Origin of the sequence: Leifsonia sp., from assembly GCF_051955155.1 — a bacterium.
Classification (GTDB): domain Bacteria; phylum Actinomycetota; class Actinomycetes; order Actinomycetales; family Microbacteriaceae; genus Leifsonia.
Genome location: NZ_JBQCGZ010000124.1, coordinates 26,281 through 41,984, shown reverse-complemented (window position 1 = coordinate 41,984; position 15,704 = coordinate 26,281). Strand labels below are relative to the sequence as shown.

At 71.9% G+C, this 15,704-nt stretch carries 17 protein-coding genes; 8 read left to right on the top strand and 9 right to left on the bottom strand.

Annotated features, from left to right (window positions below; translation table 11 throughout):
• Nucleotides 1-11 precede the first annotated feature (11 nt).
• From ACTHMF_RS13515 to ACTHMF_RS13505, 3 genes are all read left to right on the top strand, one after another.
• The gene (locus ACTHMF_RS13515; RefSeq protein WP_440318274.1) at nt 12-956 is read left to right on the top strand and encodes an NADP-dependent oxidoreductase; all 945 of its coding nucleotides are present in this window, start codon (nt 12-14) and stop codon (nt 954-956) included.
• A gap of 80 nt (nt 957-1,036) precedes the next feature.
• Nucleotides 1,037-1,696: a TetR/AcrR family transcriptional regulator gene (locus ACTHMF_RS13510; protein WP_440318272.1), complete on the top strand. Its 660-nt coding sequence runs from the start codon at nt 1,037-1,039 to the stop codon at nt 1,694-1,696.
• Nucleotides 1,693-2,544 (top strand): 3-hydroxyacyl-CoA dehydrogenase, encoded by an 852-nt coding sequence (locus ACTHMF_RS13505; protein WP_314149314.1) that lies wholly within the window; start codon nt 1,693-1,695, stop codon nt 2,542-2,544. The genes ACTHMF_RS13510 and ACTHMF_RS13505 overlap by 4 nt, the downstream gene beginning before the upstream one ends.
• Here the strand turns inward: ACTHMF_RS13505 and ACTHMF_RS13500 are convergent.
• Together ACTHMF_RS13500 and ACTHMF_RS13495 are read right to left on the bottom strand one after the other, a co-directional pair.
• Nucleotides 2,532-2,801, bottom strand: a complete 270-nt coding sequence (locus tag ACTHMF_RS13500; RefSeq protein ID WP_440318270.1) for a hypothetical protein — start codon at nt 2,799-2,801, stop codon at nt 2,532-2,534. The genes ACTHMF_RS13505 and ACTHMF_RS13500 overlap by 13 nt on opposite strands.
• A 148-nt stretch (nt 2,802-2,949) precedes the next feature.
• The gene (locus ACTHMF_RS13495) at nt 2,950-3,123 is read right to left on the bottom strand and encodes a CsbD family protein (RefSeq protein ID WP_314149312.1); all 174 of its coding nucleotides are present in this window, start codon (nt 3,121-3,123) and stop codon (nt 2,950-2,952) included.
• Nucleotides 3,124-3,302: 179 nt separating this feature from the next.
• On the opposite strand from ACTHMF_RS13495, the gene ACTHMF_RS13490 reads away from it, so the two are divergent.
• Nucleotides 3,303-3,512 (top strand): hypothetical protein, encoded by a 210-nt coding sequence (locus ACTHMF_RS13490; protein ID WP_440318269.1) that lies wholly within the window; start codon nt 3,303-3,305, stop codon nt 3,510-3,512.
• Nucleotides 3,513-3,551: 39 nt separating this feature from the next.
• On the opposite strand, the gene ACTHMF_RS13485 is transcribed toward ACTHMF_RS13490, so the two are convergent.
• The 3 genes from ACTHMF_RS13485 to ACTHMF_RS13475 form a co-directional block, all read right to left on the bottom strand.
• Nucleotides 3,552-3,947 (bottom strand): MarR family winged helix-turn-helix transcriptional regulator, encoded by a 396-nt coding sequence (locus ACTHMF_RS13485; RefSeq protein WP_314149310.1) that lies wholly within the window; start codon nt 3,945-3,947, stop codon nt 3,552-3,554.
• A gap of 81 nt (nt 3,948-4,028) precedes the next feature.
• Nucleotides 4,029-4,535, bottom strand: coding sequence for a MarR family winged helix-turn-helix transcriptional regulator (locus ACTHMF_RS13480; RefSeq protein WP_314149309.1), 507 nt, complete (start codon nt 4,533-4,535; stop codon nt 4,029-4,031).
• An 18-nt stretch (nt 4,536-4,553) separates the two neighbouring features.
• Nucleotides 4,554-4,871, bottom strand: a complete 318-nt coding sequence (locus tag ACTHMF_RS13475) for a DUF7882 family protein (RefSeq protein WP_440318267.1) — start codon at nt 4,869-4,871, stop codon at nt 4,554-4,556.
• A gap of 133 nt (nt 4,872-5,004) precedes the next feature.
• Between ACTHMF_RS13475 and treY the strand changes: the two genes are divergently transcribed.
• Both treY and treZ read left to right on the top strand, forming a co-directional pair.
• Nucleotides 5,005-7,302: a malto-oligosyltrehalose synthase gene (gene treY, locus ACTHMF_RS13470; RefSeq protein ID WP_440318265.1), complete on the top strand. Its 2,298-nt coding sequence runs from the start codon at nt 5,005-5,007 to the stop codon at nt 7,300-7,302.
• Nucleotides 7,296-8,978, top strand: coding sequence for a malto-oligosyltrehalose trehalohydrolase (gene treZ, locus ACTHMF_RS13465; RefSeq protein ID WP_440318300.1), 1,683 nt, complete (start codon nt 7,296-7,298; stop codon nt 8,976-8,978). Before treY ends, treZ begins: the two co-directional genes overlap by 7 nt.
• Nucleotides 8,979-9,092: 114 nt before the next feature.
• Here treZ and ACTHMF_RS13460 read toward each other — a convergent pair whose 3' ends face one another.
• Nucleotides 9,093-9,482 (bottom strand): DUF6578 domain-containing protein, encoded by a 390-nt coding sequence (locus tag ACTHMF_RS13460; RefSeq protein ID WP_440318263.1) that lies wholly within the window; start codon nt 9,480-9,482, stop codon nt 9,093-9,095.
• Nucleotides 9,483-9,655: 173 nt separating this feature from the next.
• Here ACTHMF_RS13460 and glgX point away from each other — a divergent pair, with 173 nt between their 5' ends.
• Complete coding sequence (glgX, locus tag ACTHMF_RS13455) at nt 9,656-11,710, top strand: glycogen debranching protein GlgX (RefSeq protein WP_440318262.1); 2,055 nt, start codon at nt 9,656-9,658, stop codon at nt 11,708-11,710.
• A complete protein-coding gene (locus ACTHMF_RS13450; protein ID WP_440318260.1) occupies nt 11,707-12,561 on the top strand; it encodes a serine/threonine-protein kinase in 855 nt (284 codons plus the stop codon). The genes glgX and ACTHMF_RS13450 overlap by 4 nt, the downstream gene beginning before the upstream one ends.
• Nucleotides 12,562-12,585: 24 nt before the next feature.
• On the opposite strand, the gene ACTHMF_RS13445 is transcribed toward ACTHMF_RS13450, so the two are convergent.
• Genes ACTHMF_RS13445 through ACTHMF_RS13435 form a run of 3 tightly spaced genes read right to left on the bottom strand, consistent with a single transcriptional unit; the run spans nt 12,586 to nt 15,676 of the window.
• Nucleotides 12,586-13,365 (bottom strand): nitrilase-related carbon-nitrogen hydrolase, encoded by a 780-nt coding sequence (locus ACTHMF_RS13445; protein ID WP_440318258.1) that lies wholly within the window; start codon nt 13,363-13,365, stop codon nt 12,586-12,588.
• Between the two features lie 2 nt (nt 13,366-13,367).
• Complete coding sequence (locus tag ACTHMF_RS13440) at nt 13,368-14,768, bottom strand: APC family permease (RefSeq protein WP_440318256.1); 1,401 nt, start codon at nt 14,766-14,768, stop codon at nt 13,368-13,370.
• Nucleotides 14,769-14,779: 11 nt separating this feature from the next.
• A complete protein-coding gene (locus ACTHMF_RS13435; RefSeq protein ID WP_440318254.1) occupies nt 14,780-15,676 on the bottom strand; it encodes a carbon-nitrogen hydrolase family protein in 897 nt (298 codons plus the stop codon).
• Nucleotides 15,677-15,704 lie beyond the last annotated feature (28 nt).

Sequence of the window (15,704 nt, the reverse complement as noted above, 5' to 3'; positions counted from 1 at the left end):
GAAGGACGACCATGGCGACTCAGGTCCAGTACGCACGACTCGGAGGACCGGAGGTGCTGGAGGTCGTCGACGTGCCGGACCCGGTCGCGCCCGCCGGCGGCGTCGTCGTCGCGGTACGCGCCGCCGGCATCAACCCGATCGACGGCAAGCTGCGCAGCGGCGTGCGGCCGAGCCCGCCGATCACCGGGCCGCGGGTGCCGGGCAGCGACGCCGCCGGGGTCGTCGTGGCGACCGGCGACGGCGTCGACGGCTGGCACGCCGGGGACGAGGTCGTGGTGCGCAACGCCCGCGGCGCGTACACGACGCACCTGGTCGCGGACGCGTCGCAGCTCGTCCGCAAGCCAGGGCCGGTGTCGTGGGAGCAGGCCGCCGCGATCGGGGTCCCGGTCGGGACCGCCCACCAGGCGCTGATCTCGCTCGGGGTGGGCCCCGGGACGACGCTGCTGATCCACGGCGGCTCCGGCAGCGTCGGCAGGGCCGCCATCCAGCTGGCCCGGCGGCTCGGCGCGAGAGTCGTCGCGACCGCCTCGCCCGCCAACCACGAGCGGCTGCGGGAGCTGGGCGCGCATCCCGTCGCCTACGGACCGGGGCTGGTGGACCGGCTGCGCGCGGCGGCGCCGGGCGGCTACGACCGCATCCTGGACGCCGCGGGCACGGACGAGGCCCTGGAGGCATCGTTCGAGCTGGTGGACGACCGCCACCGGATCGGCACGATCGTCGCGGGTCCGCGCGCGGCAGAGCTCGGCATCCTGGCCTGGGGCGGCGGCAACCCCGTCCCGATGACCCCGGCGGAGCTGGCTCTCCGGGACGACGCCTACCCGCTCGCGCTCGACCTCATCGCGGCCGGCGAGTTCGAGGTGGACGTGGCGCGCACGTTCCCGCTGCGCGAGGCCGCGGAGGCGGCGCGGCTGGTCGAGGGCGGGCATCCGGGCGGCAAGGTGCTGCTGCTGCCGTAGCCGTTGCCCGCAGGTGTTGCGCATCCCCTATAAATGAGTACACTCATAAATGAGGGAACTCAGTAAAGGAGGCGATCCGGATGCCGTCCGGCCGGCGTGAGCGCAACAAGGAGGAGAAGCTGACGCGCATCGCCGACGCCGCATCCCGCCTGTTCGACGAGCTGGGCTTCGCCTCCGTCACCACGCAGCGCATCGCCGACGAGGCGGACGTGGCCGCGGGGACCGTGTTCCGGTACGCCTCGACGAAGGCCGAACTGCTGCTGATGGTCGACAACGAGCGCAGCAGGAGCCGGATCGCCGCCGGACTCGCAGCGGACGATCCCGCACTCCCGGCGGCGGAGCGCCTCCTCGCCATCGTGACCCCGCTCATCGCGGCCGGCAGGGACAACGACGAGAACACCCTCGCCTACCAGCGCGAGCTGCTCTTCGGCGAGCAGCACGAACGCTACCGCGCGGAGGGACTCGCGCTCTTCGCCGACCTGCGCGAGCGGATGGCGGACGTGCTCGCCGACGCGTGGCTGCGCCGCGGTGCGCCGGCACCGGCCCCCGATCCGGCCGCCGCCGCGCGTGCCCTCTCCGCCGCGCTGCACCTGGCGATCGCCGACGCCGCCACCCGGGGGACGCCGACGCGCGACCTCCTCGCAGACCTCGCCGCGGACTTCGAGGTGATCGTCCGCGGCTACGAGACCACCCAGACCACCTCGCACACCGACACCATCGAAGGACACGAAGAGACATGAGCGACATCACCACTGTCACGGTTCTCGGAACGGGCGTGCTGGGATCGCAGATCGCGTACCAGACCGCGTTCCACGGCTTCACTGTCACCGCCTACGACATCAACGACGACGTGCTCGCCGCGGCGAAGGAGCGCTTCGCCGGGCTGGCCGCCGTGTACGAGAAGGAGGTGCCGGCGGCGGCGGGAGGCGCGGCGCAGGAGGCGCTGAAGAACCTCCGCTACAGCTCCGACCTGGCTCAGGCCGTGAAGGACGCGGACCTGGTGATCGAGGCGGTCCCGGAGAACCTCGACCTGAAGCGCGACCTCTACACGAAGCTCGGCGAGCTCGCCCCGGCGAAGACGATCTTCGCGACCAACTCCTCCACGCTGCTGCCGAGCGACCTGGCCGGCTACACCGGGCGTCAGGACAAGTTCCTCGCGCTGCACTTCGCCAACCACGTCTGGGTGAACAACACCGCGGAGGTGATGGGGACGACCAAGACCGACCCCGAGGTCTACCGGACGGTGGTCGACTTCGCGAACGCGATCGGCATGGTCCCGATCGAGATCAAGAAGGAGAAGGCGGGCTACGTGCTCAACTCCCTCCTCGTCCCGCTGCTCGACGCGGCCGCCGAGCTCCTGGTGGACGGCATCGCCGACCCCGAGACCATCGACAAGACCTGGCGCATCGGCACCGGCGCGCCCAAGGGCCCGTTCGAGATCTTCGACATCGTCGGCCTGACGACCGCGTACAACATCTCCTCGGTGTCCGGCCCGAAGCAGCAGGAGTTCGCGGCCTACCTCAAGGAGAACTACATCGACAAGGGCAAGCTCGGCGTCGCGACCGGCGAGGGCTTCTACCGGTACTGAACAGGCCGCTGCCGGTGCGCCGGGGGGAGATCGTCCCCCCGGTAGTGCCGCAGCCGCCGCCAGTTCCGCGACGCCAGCCTGCCGGAGAGCAGCACGGCCACGACACCGCAGACGATGATCCCCCACGCCCGCGGGTTCTCGCCCTGGGTGGGGATCGCGACCGCGAGCGCGACCGTCGCGAGAACGGAGAGCAGCACGAGCACGGCTCCGGCGCTCACCCCGCGCCAGGCCCTGACCCGCTCTCCACGGTCTCCCATGCAGCGCAAGCTACTCCCGGGGGAGCGGTTAACACCAGATGAACGTGGGATGTCCGGGAAGCGCCGAGGGGATGCTCAGGCGCCCGGAGCCGGACACAGAAGAGCCCCTCGCCCACGTGGACACGGGCGAGGGGCCGTTCGGGTGCGGTCAGTGCTTGAAGGCGTCCTTCACCTTCTCGCCGGCGTTCTTCAGGTCGGACTTGACCTGGTCGCCCTTGCCTTCCGCTTCGAGGCGCTCGTCGCCGGTCGCCTTTCCGGTGGCCTCCTTGGCCTTGCCTCCCGCGTTCTCCGCGGCGTTCTCGATCTTGTCGTCGAGTCCCATGACGTCCCCTTCCGTTGTTCGGTGAGTCGTTCGGGTACGACGGTGCCACCGCGGTCGAGGCGCGTCCAGTGAGCACGGCCGGACTGAGAATTCAACCCCGACGGCGAAATTTGCTACGACTTCCTTGTTGTTAGACGATCTAACTACTTTGTCACTGAGCTACTTGGAAGGACCACGACATGTCTCTCGTCGCCGACACCATGGACGACCAGCTGCTGACCTGGTCCAGCCCGGCGGAGCAGCTCTGGGTGGCGTCGACGCCGACCGCCTACCTCGGCATGGTCGAGGCGACCGGCGACATGTTCATCGCCACCGGCCCGCACAGCGAGCCGCTCGGCAGCTTCGGCTCGCTGGGCGCCGCACGCCTCGCTGTCTACCGCGCCCAGTGACGGGCGCCGGAGCGCTCGAGCCGCTCCGATCGGCTCCGATCAGCTCTGGCCGCTCCGGTCGATCGTGTCCAGCGCTCCGGTGAGCCGGGCGAGGAAGCCCTCGATCAGCTCCGCGTCCGCGGGCCCCAGCCCTTCCGCCGCCGCCAGCAGCCTCCCGTGCATGGCGCCCAGGGTGTGCCGCACCTCCTCGTCCGCTCCCGGCGTCGCGATGATCGCGAGCTTGCGGCGGTCGCTCGGGTGCGGCTCGCGCCGGACATGGCCGGACGCGGTGAGCCGGTCGAGCATGACGGTCACCGACGAGGACTTCAGTCGCAGCAGCGTGGCGATGTCCGCCGGCGTCGCGACGCGGCCCTCGCTCTGCTCGCGGAGCAGGAAGCGCAGGGCGAGCAGGTCGTTCTCGCCCATCCGCATCGACTCGCGGGTCCGCCGGCGCATCGCCTGCTCCGCGGCGCGGTACTCGCGCAGCGCGGTCAGGACGGCGACGGTGGAGGCGGAGGTGTCTTCGATACGTCGACTCTACTTGGCGGGATCGACGTGGTCGACAGCGTCCCGCAGCCGCTCCAGGAAGGCGACGACCACCGCGGCCTGCTCGGGGTCGAGAGACTCCGCGACCTCGACGAGCTCCGGGCGGACGTCGCCGAGGATCGCCTTCTGCAGCTGGTCGACCGGCATGGTCGGAACGACGATGAGCGCGCGCCGATCGAACGGGCTCGCCTCCCGGCGCACATGGCCGCCGCGCTCCAGCCGGTCGAGCAGGGCGGTGACGGATGAGCTCTGGATGCCGAGATACTCCGCGAGCTCCTTCGGCCCGACGCTGCGACCGCTCTCCTGCGCCCGCAGCAGGTAGCGCAGCGCCGACACGTCGTTCTCGCTCATCCGCATGACACCCTCGGAGCGCCGGCGCAGGGCGGCCTCCGCGGCTCCGTAGGCGCGCATGGCCTCCAGGATGCGGATGGCGGGCTCGTGCTGCGCGCTCTCCTCCGCATACCAGTAGTGGCGCTGCGCCTCTTTCTCGGACGTCATCCCTTAACGATAGAACAACTACAAACTAGACCGCCTAGCTTTCTCGTCGACCGGTTCCGGTCCGACGAGAAGACCCGTGGGTCGATGGGTGCCCTCCATGAGCTGTTCGAGCCAGTCCCGGTTGATCGCGGGCACCGCGGGCTCGTCGTACCGGAACCGCAGCGGCAGGCCGTTGTCGACCCAGATCGTCTCGCGCGTCCCGCTCTCGATGGCGGGGATCCAGCTGAGGGCGAAGGACTCCCGCCGCCGCAGCTTGGTGGTGATGACGACCTGCAGGTGCTGGAGGAGCCGATCCTCGAAGAGGTACTCCGTGCCGCCGTAGCTCAGGCTGCCCATCTCGATTCGTCCTCCTCGTATCTCAGCGACCGCGTAGCTAGTCTAACCATATTGTTCGACTGTCTAGCAATATGCGATGCGGCGAAAGTACACCCCTTTCCGTGCCCCGCGCGGACGAAGAGAATGAGCGACTGTGAGCACCGAGGTCCCGAAGAGCACATACCGTCTGCAGATCACCCCCGAATTCACGCTCAGGGACGCCGTCCAGGTGCTCGACCACAGGCAGCGCCTCGGCGCTGACGCGGTGTACCTCTCCCCCATCCTGGAGGCCGCGGCAGGGTCGCAGCACGGCTACGACGTGGTCGACCCGACGCGGGTGGATGCGGCGCGCGGCGGCCCGGAGGCGCTCCGCGAGCTCGCGGACGCCGCGCACCCGCGCGGGCTGCGGGTGGTGGCCGACATCGTCCCGAACCACCTCGGCGTCGCCGTCCCGCACGAGAACCCGTGGTGGTGGGACGTGCTGCGGAACGGTCAGGGCTCCGAGCACGCGCGCGCGTTCGACATCGACTGGGCGTTCGGCGGCGGACGGCTGCGCATCCCGATCCTCGGCGACGGCGACGGCGAGCTCGACGCGCTGCGCGTGGAGGGCGGCGAGCTGCGCTACTACGAGCACCGGCTCCCGATCGCGCCGGGCACGGAGGGCGGCGCACCGCGGGACGTGCACGACCGTCAGCACTACGAGCTGATCTCCTGGCGCAGAGCCGACGCGGAGCTGAACTACCGGCGGTTCTTCGCCGTCAACACGCTCGCCGGGGTCCGGGTCGAGGACGAGGCGGTGTTCGAGGCGACGCACGGCGAGATCGGCCGCTGGCTGCGCGACGGCCTGGTGGATGCGCTCCGCGTCGACCACCCGGACGGCCTGCGCAACCCGGGCGACTACCTGGAGCGCCTGGCCGCGCTGGCCGGGGACGCGCCGATCTGGGTGGAGAAGATCCTGGAGGGCGACGAGCGGATGCCCGGGTGGCCGGTCGCGGGGACGACCGGCTATGACGCGCTCGGCGTCGTGGACAGGGTGTTCGTCGACCCGGCGGGCGAGGAGCCGCTGACGGCGCTCGCGGAGGAGCTCGACGACCGCGAGGAGAGCCGCGACTGGGCGGCGCTCGTGCACCGCCGCAAGCGCGCGGTCGCGGACGGCATCCTGCGCTCGGAGGTGGTGCGGGTGGTCCGCGAGCTGCGCGCGGACGGGATGACCGGCGGGACCGACGACGAGGTGGCCGATGCGGTCGCGGAGCTCGCCGCGTGGTTCCCGGTGTACCGCAGCTACCTGCCGTTCGGCGCCGGGTATCTGGCGGAGGCGCTGGATGCCGCCCTCCGCTCACGGCCCGACCTGGGCGCGCTGCTGCGCGAGACGGCCGAGCGCTGCTCCGGCGCGGTGGCCGCGCGGTTCCAGCAGACGACCGGCGCGATCATGGCGAAGGGCGTCGAGGACAACGCCTTCTACCGCTCCTCCCGGCTGGTGTCGCTGACCGAGGTCGGCGGCGACCCCGCCCTGTTCGCGATCGGCCCCGAGGACTTCCACCGCCTCCAGGAGGACCGGCTGGCGCGCCTCCCGCATTCGCTGACCACCCTCAGCACGCACGACACCAAGCGCGGCGAGGACACCCGCGCCCGCGTCGCGGTGCTCTCCGAGCTGCCGGAGCGCTGGGAGCGGTTCGTGCGGGCCGTGCGCGAGCGGGTGCCGCTCGGCGACGGCTCGCTGGAGAACCTGCTCTGGCAGTCCATCGTCGGTGCGTGGCCCGCCTCGCGCGAGCGGCTGCGCGACTACGCGCTGAAGGCGGCGCGGGAGGCCGGAGCGAGCACGTCCTGGACCGACCCGGACGAGGGCTTCGAGGCGCGGATGCTCGCGGCGGTCGACGCCGCCTTCGACGACGAGCGCGTGCGGGCGGAGGTGGCCGCGATGTCGGCGATCGTCGACGCGCCAGGGGCCGTGAACGGGCTGGGGGCCAAGCTGGTGCAGCTCACGATGCCGGGGGTGCCCGATGTGTACCAGGGCTCGGAGCGCTGGGAGCGGTCGCTGGTCGACCCGGACAACCGGCGGCCGGTCGAGTTCGACGCGGCGGCGGCCCTGCTCGCCCGCATCGACGACGGCTGGCAGCCCGAGATCGACTCGTCCGGCGCCGCGAAGCTGCTCGTCACCTCCCGCGCGCTGCGGCTGCGCAGGGACCGGCCGGAGCTGTTCACCGGCTACCAGCCGCTGCGTGCGGAGGGTGCGGCGGCCGGTCACGTGCTCGCGTTCGATCGCGGCGGCGCAATCACGGTGGCGACCAGGCTGCCGGTCGGGCTGGACGCGGCGGGCGGCTGGAGGGACACCACGATCGACCTCGGCGGGACACTGACCGACGTGCTGACCGGCCGGGAGCATTCGGGCGTCGTGCGGCTCGCCGACCTGCTCGCGGTCTACCCGGTGGCGCTGCCGGCGGTGGCATCGTGAACCGCCGGTTCCCGGTGTGGGCGCCCGGCGCGCAGCGCGTCGAGGTGACCGTGGACGGGCACGGCACGCTGCCGCTCACGCGCGACGATCAGGGCTGGTGGCGGCTCGCCGCAGCCCTCGACGACGACCGGCCCGCGCTCGACTACGGGTTCACCGTGGACGGCGACGGACCGCATCCCGACCCGCGCTCGCTGCGGCAGCCGGACGGAGTGCACGCGCTCAGCCGCGAATTCGACCCCGCCGCGTACGCCTGGACCGACGGCGACTGGCGCGGCCGCGACCTCACCGGCGCGGTCATCTACGAGCTGCACATCGGGACCTTCACGCCGGAGGGCACCTTCTCCGCCGCGGCGGAGCGGCTGGACCACTTGGCCGACCTCGGCGTCGACGCGGTGGAGCTGCTCCCGGTGAACGCGTTCAACGGCCCGTACGGCTGGGGCTACGACGGGGTGCTGTGGTTCGCCGTCCACGAGCCGTACGGCGGCCCCGAGGAGTACCAGCGGTTCGTGGACGCGTGCCACCGGCGCGGCATCGCGGTCGTCCAGGACGTGGTCTACAACCACCTCGGGCCGAGCGGGAACTACCTGCCGGTGTTCGGGCCGTACCTGAGCGAGGGCCGCAACACCTGGGGGTCGTCGATGAACCTGGACGGGCCGCAGTCGGACGAGGTGCGCGCGCTCATCCTCGACAACGTGGCGTACTGGCTGGGCGACATGCACGTGGACGGCCTGCGGCTGGATGCGGTGCACGCGCTCCGGGACACCAGGGCCGAGCACATCCTGGAGGCGATGGCCGCGCGCGCGGCGGCGGTCTCGGCGCGCACCGGACGGCCAGCGACGCTGATCGCCGAGAGCGACCTGAACGACCCGCGCCTCATCCGTTCGCGGGCGCGGTCCGGTTACGGGCTCGACGCGCAGTGGGACGACGACGTGCACCACAGCATCCACGTCGCCCTCACCGGCGAGACGAAGGGCTACTACGCGGACTTCGCCGACGAGGGCGCGCTGACGAAGGTGTTCACGCGCGGCTTCTTCCACGACGGCAGCTACTCGAGCTTCCGGGAGCGGCACCACGGCCGCCCGCTGGACGCGCACATCCCGCACACCAGGCTGGTGGCGTTCAGCCAGGACCACGACCAGATCGGCAACCGCGCGGCGGGAGACCGGCTGACCGCCACGCTCGACGACGGGCGGCTCGCGGCGGCGGCAGCGCTGACGCTGCTCGGGCCGTTCACCCCGATGCTGTTCATGGGCGAGGAGTGGGCGGCGAGCACGCCGTGGCCGTTCTTCGCGTCCCACCCGGAGCCCGAGCTCGCCGACGCGACCCGCAGCGGGCGCATCGCGGAGTTCGCGCAGATGGGCTGGGATCCGGAGGCGGTGGCCGACCCGATGGACGCGGCGACGTTCGCGAGCGCGAAGCTGGACTGGGCGGAGCCGGAGAGCGCGCGGGGCGCGGCGATGCTGGACTGGTACCGGCTGCTGATCGCGGTCCGCCGGACGATCCCCGCAGGCGCGCGGGCGACGGAGGTCACGCGCGACGGCTCCGTGTTCGGCTGGCGCCGCGGGGAGGTGCGCGTCACGGTCGGGCTGACCGGCACGGGCGCCGCGGCCGCCGCCGGCGACGGCCAGGCGCTCGCGCGCTTCGGGGACGCGGTGCTGGTCACGCAGGCCCCCTGACCCGCGCCGGCGCGGCGGGAGTGCGGTGCCGTGTCACGAGTGCGGCGCGGCGCCGCGGCGCACTCGTTACGCGGTGCAGCAGTCGCCGGAATCGGGGTCGGGGTGGCGCGCGCGTCAGTGGGGGTCGTGGGGTTCGATGGGGGCGTCGACCGTGACGATCCAGCCGACGACCGGCGGGCCGGGGATGCCGCCCTCTGCATCCCTCACCTCCCGGAACGACACCTGGAAGACCGCCTCCGGCTCCCCGCTCTCGGTGGCCTCCCCCGCGATCACCCGGTGGATGCCGGAGACGCGTCCGGAGACCCCGTACTGCGACAGCCCGTGATGCCCTTGCAGCCCGTCCAGGGTGTCCGCGAACGGACCGAGCGCGACGGCGAGCTCGCCGGACGGGCCACCCCAGCCGGCGGGCAGCGGGTACACGTCCCACTGGACGCGGCTGCCGAGCGCGAAGTCGTCACCGCAGCACTCCCACTCCCAGTCCCGCGTGATGAGGAGGGTCGTCATCCTCCGACGATAGCCGAGGCGGGCCGCAAGTGCGGCCCTCGTCTATCGGGCGGCGGCGGCCGTGTCAACCGGCTTATGGAGGGCCGGGCCGGGCACGTAGTCTGTCGGTCTACCGACAATGGAGGCACCGTGACCGAGCCCTGCCCCCGCCCCGCGCGCACCGGAGACGCCCGGTGAGCGGCACGCGCACACTCCCCTACCCACTCGGCGTCACGCTGGTCGACGGCGGAGCGAACGTGGCCGTCTACAGCGAGCGCGCCGACCGGGTGACGGTCTGCATGTTCGCCGACGACGGCGCGGAGACGCAGGTCGAGCTGACCGAGCGGACGGGGCACGTCTTCCACGGCATCGTGGCGGGGATGGCGCCCGGCGACCGCTACAGCCTGCGGGTGGACGGGCCGTGGGATCCCGAGAACGGGCTGCGGTTCTCCCCGGCGAAGGTGCTGCTGGAGCCGCACGCCCAGGCCATCACCGGGTCCTTCGACATGGGCCAGGCGGTCTTCGGGCACTCCCTCGACGCTCCGGAGGAGCGCGACGACACCGACGGCGCCGGCCACGTCGCGCTCGGCATCGTCACCGACAACCGCGCGTTCGACTGGGGCGACCACGAGCGGCCCAGCACTCCGCTGGCGGAGTCCGTCATCTACGAGGTGCACCTGAAGGGCTTCACCCGGCTGATGGAGAAGGTCCCCGAGCACCTCCGCGGCACCTACGCCGGCCTCGCGAACACCGCGGCGATCGACTACCTCACCGACCTGGGCGTGACCGCCGTCGAGCTGCTGCCGGTGCAGCAGTTCCAGCAGGACGCCCACCTGCTCGAGAAGGGCCTCCGCAACTACTGGGGCTACAACAGCATCGGCTTCTTCGCGCCGCACAACGAGTACGCGGCGACCGGGGACCGCGGGCAGGTCGACGAGTTCAAGGGCATGGTGAAGGCGCTGCACGCCGCCGGCATCGAGGTCATCCTGGACGTCGTCTACAACCACACCGCGGAGGGCAACGACCTCGGGCCGACGCTGAGCTTCAAGGGCATCGACAACCCCTCCTACTACCGCCTGGTGGAGGGCGACGAGGCGCACTACTTCGACACCACCGGCACCGGCAACAGCGTCAACGTCAGCCACCCGGCGGCGCTGCAGCTGATCATGGACTCGCTGCGCTACTGGGTGACCGAGATGCACGTCGACGGCTTCCGGTTCGACCTGGCGACGACGCTCACCAGGCAGGGCGGGGACGCGAGCCTGCACAGCGCGTTCCTGACGCTCATCCAGCAGGACCCGACGCTCGCCAGCGTGAAGCTGATCGCCGAGCCGTGGGACACCGCCGGCTACCAGCTGGGCGGGTTCCCCGCCGACTGGTCGGAGTGGAACGGCCGCTTCCGCGACGACGTCCGGGACTACTGGCGCGGCACCGAGGGGATGCTCGCGACGCTCTCGCAGCGCGTGCTCGGCAGCCCCGACATCTACGAGGATTCCCGGCGCGCACCGCTGTCCAGCGTCAACTTCGTGACGGCGCACGACGGCTTCACGCTCGCCGACCTCACCAGCTACGACGAGAGGCACAACGAGGCGAACGGCGAGGACAACAACGACGGGGAGTCGGACAACCGCTCCCGCAACTACGGCGCCGAGGGCCCGACCGACGACCCGGCCATCATCGCCGTGCGCACGCGGCAGCGGAAGAACATGCTGGCCACCGTGCTGCTGTCGGCGGGTGTGCCGATGATTCTCGGCGGCGACGAGATCGCCCGCACGCAGCAGGGCAACAACAACGCCTACTGCCAGGACAACGAGATCTCGTGGTTCGACTGGGAGAGCGCGGACTGGGAGCTGCACGACTTCACGAAGCAGCTCATCCGCCTCCGCCGGTCCGAGCCAGCGCTGCGCCCGGAGTGGTACCGGCACGCGCCCGAGGTCGGCGGCCCGGACACCGTGTGCATCCTCCGCGCCGACGGCGAGCCGTTCGCCGACGACGACTGGGACGACCCGGAGGCGCGGTCGATCGCGTTCCAGCTCTGCCACGAGGGCGCCGACGCGTTCCTGCTGATCCTGAACGCGGCGGCAAACGGCGTCGAGTTCGCCCTCCCGGAGCCCCCGGGGGCGCACTGGGAGCTGGAGGTCTCCAGCGACCCGGAGCTGGCGCTCAAGGACGGCGACAGCGTCATCGTCGGGGAGACGTCCTTCGCACTGCTGCGCTCGGCGGGCACCTCGGACGGGGACGCGCGATGAGCACGCCCGAGATCCCCGCGCTGCTCGGCCGCTACCGGCCGCAGACGCTCGTCGGCAAGGGCGGCGAGGCCAGCGTCTTCCGCGCCACCGACGAGATCCTGGACCGCGAGGTGGCGATCAAGCTGTACCGGTCGGGCGGCGAGGAGGAGATGGCGCAGTACCGCACGGAGCAGACCGCGCTCGCCCGGCTGAGCCACCACGGCATCGTCTCGCTCATCGACGCCGGGATCGACTACTCGGCTCCCGACGACCCGCGCCCGTTCCTGGTGATGGAGTTGGTGTCCGGCACCGACCTCGCGGCGACGCTCGGCCAGCGCGAGCTGCGCACTGACGAGATCGCCGAGATCGGCTACGACATCGCAGAGGCTCTGGAGTACGTGCACGCCAACGGCGTCGTCCACCGGGACATCAAGCCGTCCAACGTGATGCTCGTCAGCTACGGGACGACGACGTTCCGGGCGCGCGCCCGGCTCACCGACTTCGGCATCGCCGGCGGCGTCGTCGCCTCCGACCGCGACGAGGACGAGGGCAGGACGACGGGGACGGCCGCCTACCTGAGCCCCGAGCAGGCATCCCGGCAGCCGGCGACCGCGGCCAGCGACATCTACTCGCTTGGCCTGGTGCTGCTGGAGTGCTTCACGCGCACGGTCGCGTTCCCGGGAGGCGCGGTCGAGTCCGCGCTGGCGCGCCTGAGCGCGGACCCGGCCATCCCCGGCGACCTGCCGGACGGCTGGACGGCGCTGCTTGGCGCGATGACGGCGCGCGAGCCGGCGTCCCGGCCGACGGCGGCAGAGCTCACCCTGGTGCTGCGGGACGCGGTGCTGGCGGCGACGACCCGCGCAGTCGCGTAGGGCGGGCGTCGGAGCCGGCGCTCCTCAGAGCCGGCGCAGCCGCAGAGCCGGGTCCCTGTCGCGCGCGGCGGCGACCTCCGCCGCGTCGACATCGGCCACCAGCAGCTGTGGCGCCGCTCCCGCCTCGGCGACGGTCTCGCCCTGCGGTCCGGTGAGGATGCTGCGGCCGATCGAGATCGGCTCGGCCTGGGAGACCGCCGCCGTGAAGCAGCCGTTCTCGATGGCCCTGGCCTGCGCGAGCACCCGCCACTGCTCGGCCTTGTGCGCGCCGGGCACCCAGGACGAGCAGCACGCGATCAGCGCGGCGCCCGCGTCGGCCAGGGCGCGGCCGAGCTCGGGGAAGCGCAGGTCGTAGCAGGTCATCAGGCCGACCGTCATCCCCGCCACGTCGAAGACGACCGCCTCCGGGTCGGGCGCCGGCGCGATCCACTCGGACTCGCGGAACCCGTACGAGTCGAAGAGGTGGATCTTGCGGTAGCGCGCGAGCAGCGCGCCGTCGCTCCCGAACGCCGCGAGCGTGTTGAACGGCCGGCCGCCGTCCGCGGCGCGCTCGACGACCCCGGCGACGACGGCGACGCCGTGCTCGGCCGCGAGGCCGGCGATGGCGGAGCAGAACGGACCGTCGAGCGGCTCGGCGGCGTCGCCGAAGGTCGCGTCCACCATCTTCTTCTCGTACATCGCGTACTCGGGCAGCAGGAGCAGGTCGGCTCCCGCGTCCGCCGCGCGCGCGACGGCGTCGCCGGCCGCCCGCAGGTTGCCGGCGACGTCGTCCGTGGAGGCGAGCTGCCCGAGCGCGAGGCGCATCCCTATTCCCTGGCCGCTGCGGGCTCCGCGCCGACCGGCTCGGCGGAATCCGCCGCGTCGTAGGAGATCTCGGGCGGCAGCTGCCGGAAGCCGCGGGTGACGATCGCCAGCACGATCACGCCGAGCACCAGCCAGCTGAGGCCGAGCACGATCGCGTTGATGTCGAGCCGGGTGAGCAGGTAGCCGGTGACGATGGCGCCGATGGCCGGCACGACGACGTAGAGGACGACGTTCAGCCGGTTGCCCTCCCTCCGCTGCTGGAAGAAGTAGACGATCACCGAGACGTTGACCATCGTGAACGCGACGAACGCGCCGAAGTTGATGAACGAGGTGGAGGTGGCGACGTCGAGGAACATGGCGACGAGCCCGACCACGCCGATGATCACCAGGTTCACGACCGGCGAGCGGAACCGCCTGCTGATCTCGCCGAAGACCTTGCGCGGCAGCGCGCCGTCGCGTCCCATCGCGAACATCAGCCGGGCGGCGGACGCCTGTGCGGCGAGGCCCGACGCGAACTGCGCGACGACCAGGCCTGCGATGAAGATGGCGCCGAACACGTTGCCGCCGATGGTGATGGCGATGTCGAACGCGGCGGAGGATGCGTCGTGGAACTCGCCTCCCGGGTGCACGAGCTGCGTGGTGTACGACACGAGCACGAACACCAGGCCGCCGATCAGCGCGATGAGCAGGATGGCCCGCGGGACGGTCTTGCGCGGCTCGATGGTCTCCTCGGTGAACGTGGTGACGGCGTCGAAGCCGAGGAACGAGTACGCGGCGATCGCGGCGCCGGCGGTCACACCCTGGAAGGTGGCGGTCGGGTTCAGGAACGGACCGGCGGACACCAGGCCGCCCGCGCCCTGGTTCGCGACGACCGAGCCGATGGAGAGCCCGACGAAGACCAGGATGACGAGCACCTGGAACGCCATCAGGATGTAGTTGGCGCGGTCGGCCACCTTGATGCCGAGGATGTTCAGCAGGGTCGTCACGACGATGAAGCCCAGGATCCAGAGCCAGCCGGGCACGCCGGGGAACTGCGCCTCCAGGTAGGCGGCGCCGATCAGCCAGATCACCATCGGCAGGAACAGGTAGTCGAGCAGCACGGCCCAGCCGACCAGGAAGCCGACGCGCGGGTCGATGGTGCGGCGCACGTACGTGTACGCCGAGCCGGCCACCGGGTAGGCGGCGGCCATCCTGCCGTAGCTGGACGCGGTGAACAGCATCGCGACCAGTGCGACCAGGTAGGCGGACGCGCTGGCGCCGCCGGTGGTCTCGGCGACGACGCCGAAGATGCCGAGGACGATGAGCGGGGTCATGTAGGCCAGGCCGAAGAGCACGAGCGACGGCAGGCGGAGGGTGCGCGCGAGCGCGGGCTGCGCGGCGGAGGAGGTTCGAGCGGTGGACATGCCGGGATCCTTCACAGGAGAGGCTGACGGGGGGAGGTGGTGCTCGGTGCGGGCGGCGCCCAGGTGGCCGGATCGATGCGGCCGCCGTACAGCGGGAGCGGGATCTCCGCGTCGCCGGGGCGGAACTGCGACCACATCCGGTTGACACCGGCGGTGCCGTGCTCCCGGACGCGGGCGACGTGGTCGAGGTCGATGGCGGTGGTCAGGACGGTCTCCTCGTCGCCGGGCGACTCGGCGAGCACGGCGCCCTCCGGGTCGACGACGATCGAGCGGCCGCGGCCGACGGGTCCGGCGGTGTTGACGCTCACGGTGAAGACCTGGTTGGCGATGGAGTTGGCGCGTGCGAGCACCACCTCCTGCTCGCGGTCCGGTGTCGTGGTCTTGACCACGTTGACGATCGCCTCCGCGCCCATCCAGGCCAGGTGCCTGCTGACCTCGGGGAACCAGGCGTCGTAGCAGATGTCCAGCCCGACGGTGCTGCCGTCGAGGTCGAACACGACGAAGCGGTCGCCGGGGACGTACGGCTCGAACGGCCGCCACGGGAAGATCTTCCGGTAGCTCGCAGCGACGCTGCCGTCCGGGGCGATGGCGAGCGCGGTGTTGAACAGCTCGCCGGCGGGGCCGCGCTCGCAGATGCTGCCGGGGACCAGCCAGACCCCGGACTCCCTGGCGATCGCGCCGAGGTCGCGGACGAGGTCGCCGTCGAGCGGGACGGCGGAGGCGTGCAGGGCCGCAGTGCGCTCGGCCTCCGGGAGGTGGTCGGCGCCGAACAGGTGCAGCTCGGGGTGGACGACGAGGCGGGCGCCGGCGACGGCGTGCCGGGCGACGGCGTCCGCGTACGGTGCGAGGTCGGCGCCGATGGGCTGGGGGCCGGTCTGTACGGCGGCGACGGTGAGCGTGCCCGGCATGGTCTGGGGACCTCCATTGGTCGGCGGA

Excerpts from the sequence above, each read along its gene's own strand:
- ACTHMF_RS13450 (WP_440318260.1), top strand. The coding sequence starts at position 11,707 with ATGAGCACGCCCGAGATCCCCGCGCTGCTCGGCCGCTACCGGCCGCAG.
- ACTHMF_RS13485 (WP_314149310.1), bottom strand. The coding sequence starts at position 3,947 with ATGCGCCGGCGGACCCGCGAGTCGATGCGGATGGGCGAGAACGACCTG.
- ACTHMF_RS13510 (WP_440318272.1), top strand. The coding sequence starts at position 1,037 with ATGCCGTCCGGCCGGCGTGAGCGCAACAAGGAGGAGAAGCTGACGCGC.
- ACTHMF_RS13460 (WP_440318263.1), bottom strand. The coding sequence starts at position 9,482 with ATGACGACCCTCCTCATCACGCGGGACTGGGAGTGGGAGTGCTGCGGT.
- ACTHMF_RS13445 (WP_440318258.1), bottom strand. The coding sequence starts at position 13,365 with ATGCGCCTCGCGCTCGGGCAGCTCGCCTCCACGGACGACGTCGCCGGC.
- ACTHMF_RS13490 (WP_440318269.1), top strand. The coding sequence starts at position 3,303 with ATGTCTCTCGTCGCCGACACCATGGACGACCAGCTGCTGACCTGGTCC.
- ACTHMF_RS13435 (WP_440318254.1), bottom strand. The coding sequence starts at position 15,676 with ATGCCGGGCACGCTCACCGTCGCCGCCGTACAGACCGGCCCCCAGCCC.
- ACTHMF_RS13515 (WP_440318274.1), top strand. The coding sequence starts at position 12 with ATGGCGACTCAGGTCCAGTACGCACGACTCGGAGGACCGGAGGTGCTG.
- ACTHMF_RS13480 (WP_314149309.1), bottom strand. The coding sequence starts at position 4,535 with ATGACGTCCGAGAAAGAGGCGCAGCGCCACTACTGGTATGCGGAGGAG.
- ACTHMF_RS13475 (WP_440318267.1), bottom strand. The coding sequence starts at position 4,871 with ATGGGCAGCCTGAGCTACGGCGGCACGGAGTACCTCTTCGAGGATCGG.
- ACTHMF_RS13505 (WP_314149314.1), top strand. The coding sequence starts at position 1,693 with ATGAGCGACATCACCACTGTCACGGTTCTCGGAACGGGCGTGCTGGGA.
- ACTHMF_RS13500 (WP_440318270.1), bottom strand. The coding sequence starts at position 2,801 with ATGGGAGACCGTGGAGAGCGGGTCAGGGCCTGGCGCGGGGTGAGCGCC.
- ACTHMF_RS13440 (WP_440318256.1), bottom strand. The coding sequence starts at position 14,768 with ATGTCCACCGCTCGAACCTCCTCCGCCGCGCAGCCCGCGCTCGCGCGC.
- ACTHMF_RS13495 (WP_314149312.1), bottom strand. The coding sequence starts at position 3,123 with ATGGGACTCGACGACAAGATCGAGAACGCCGCGGAGAACGCGGGAGGC.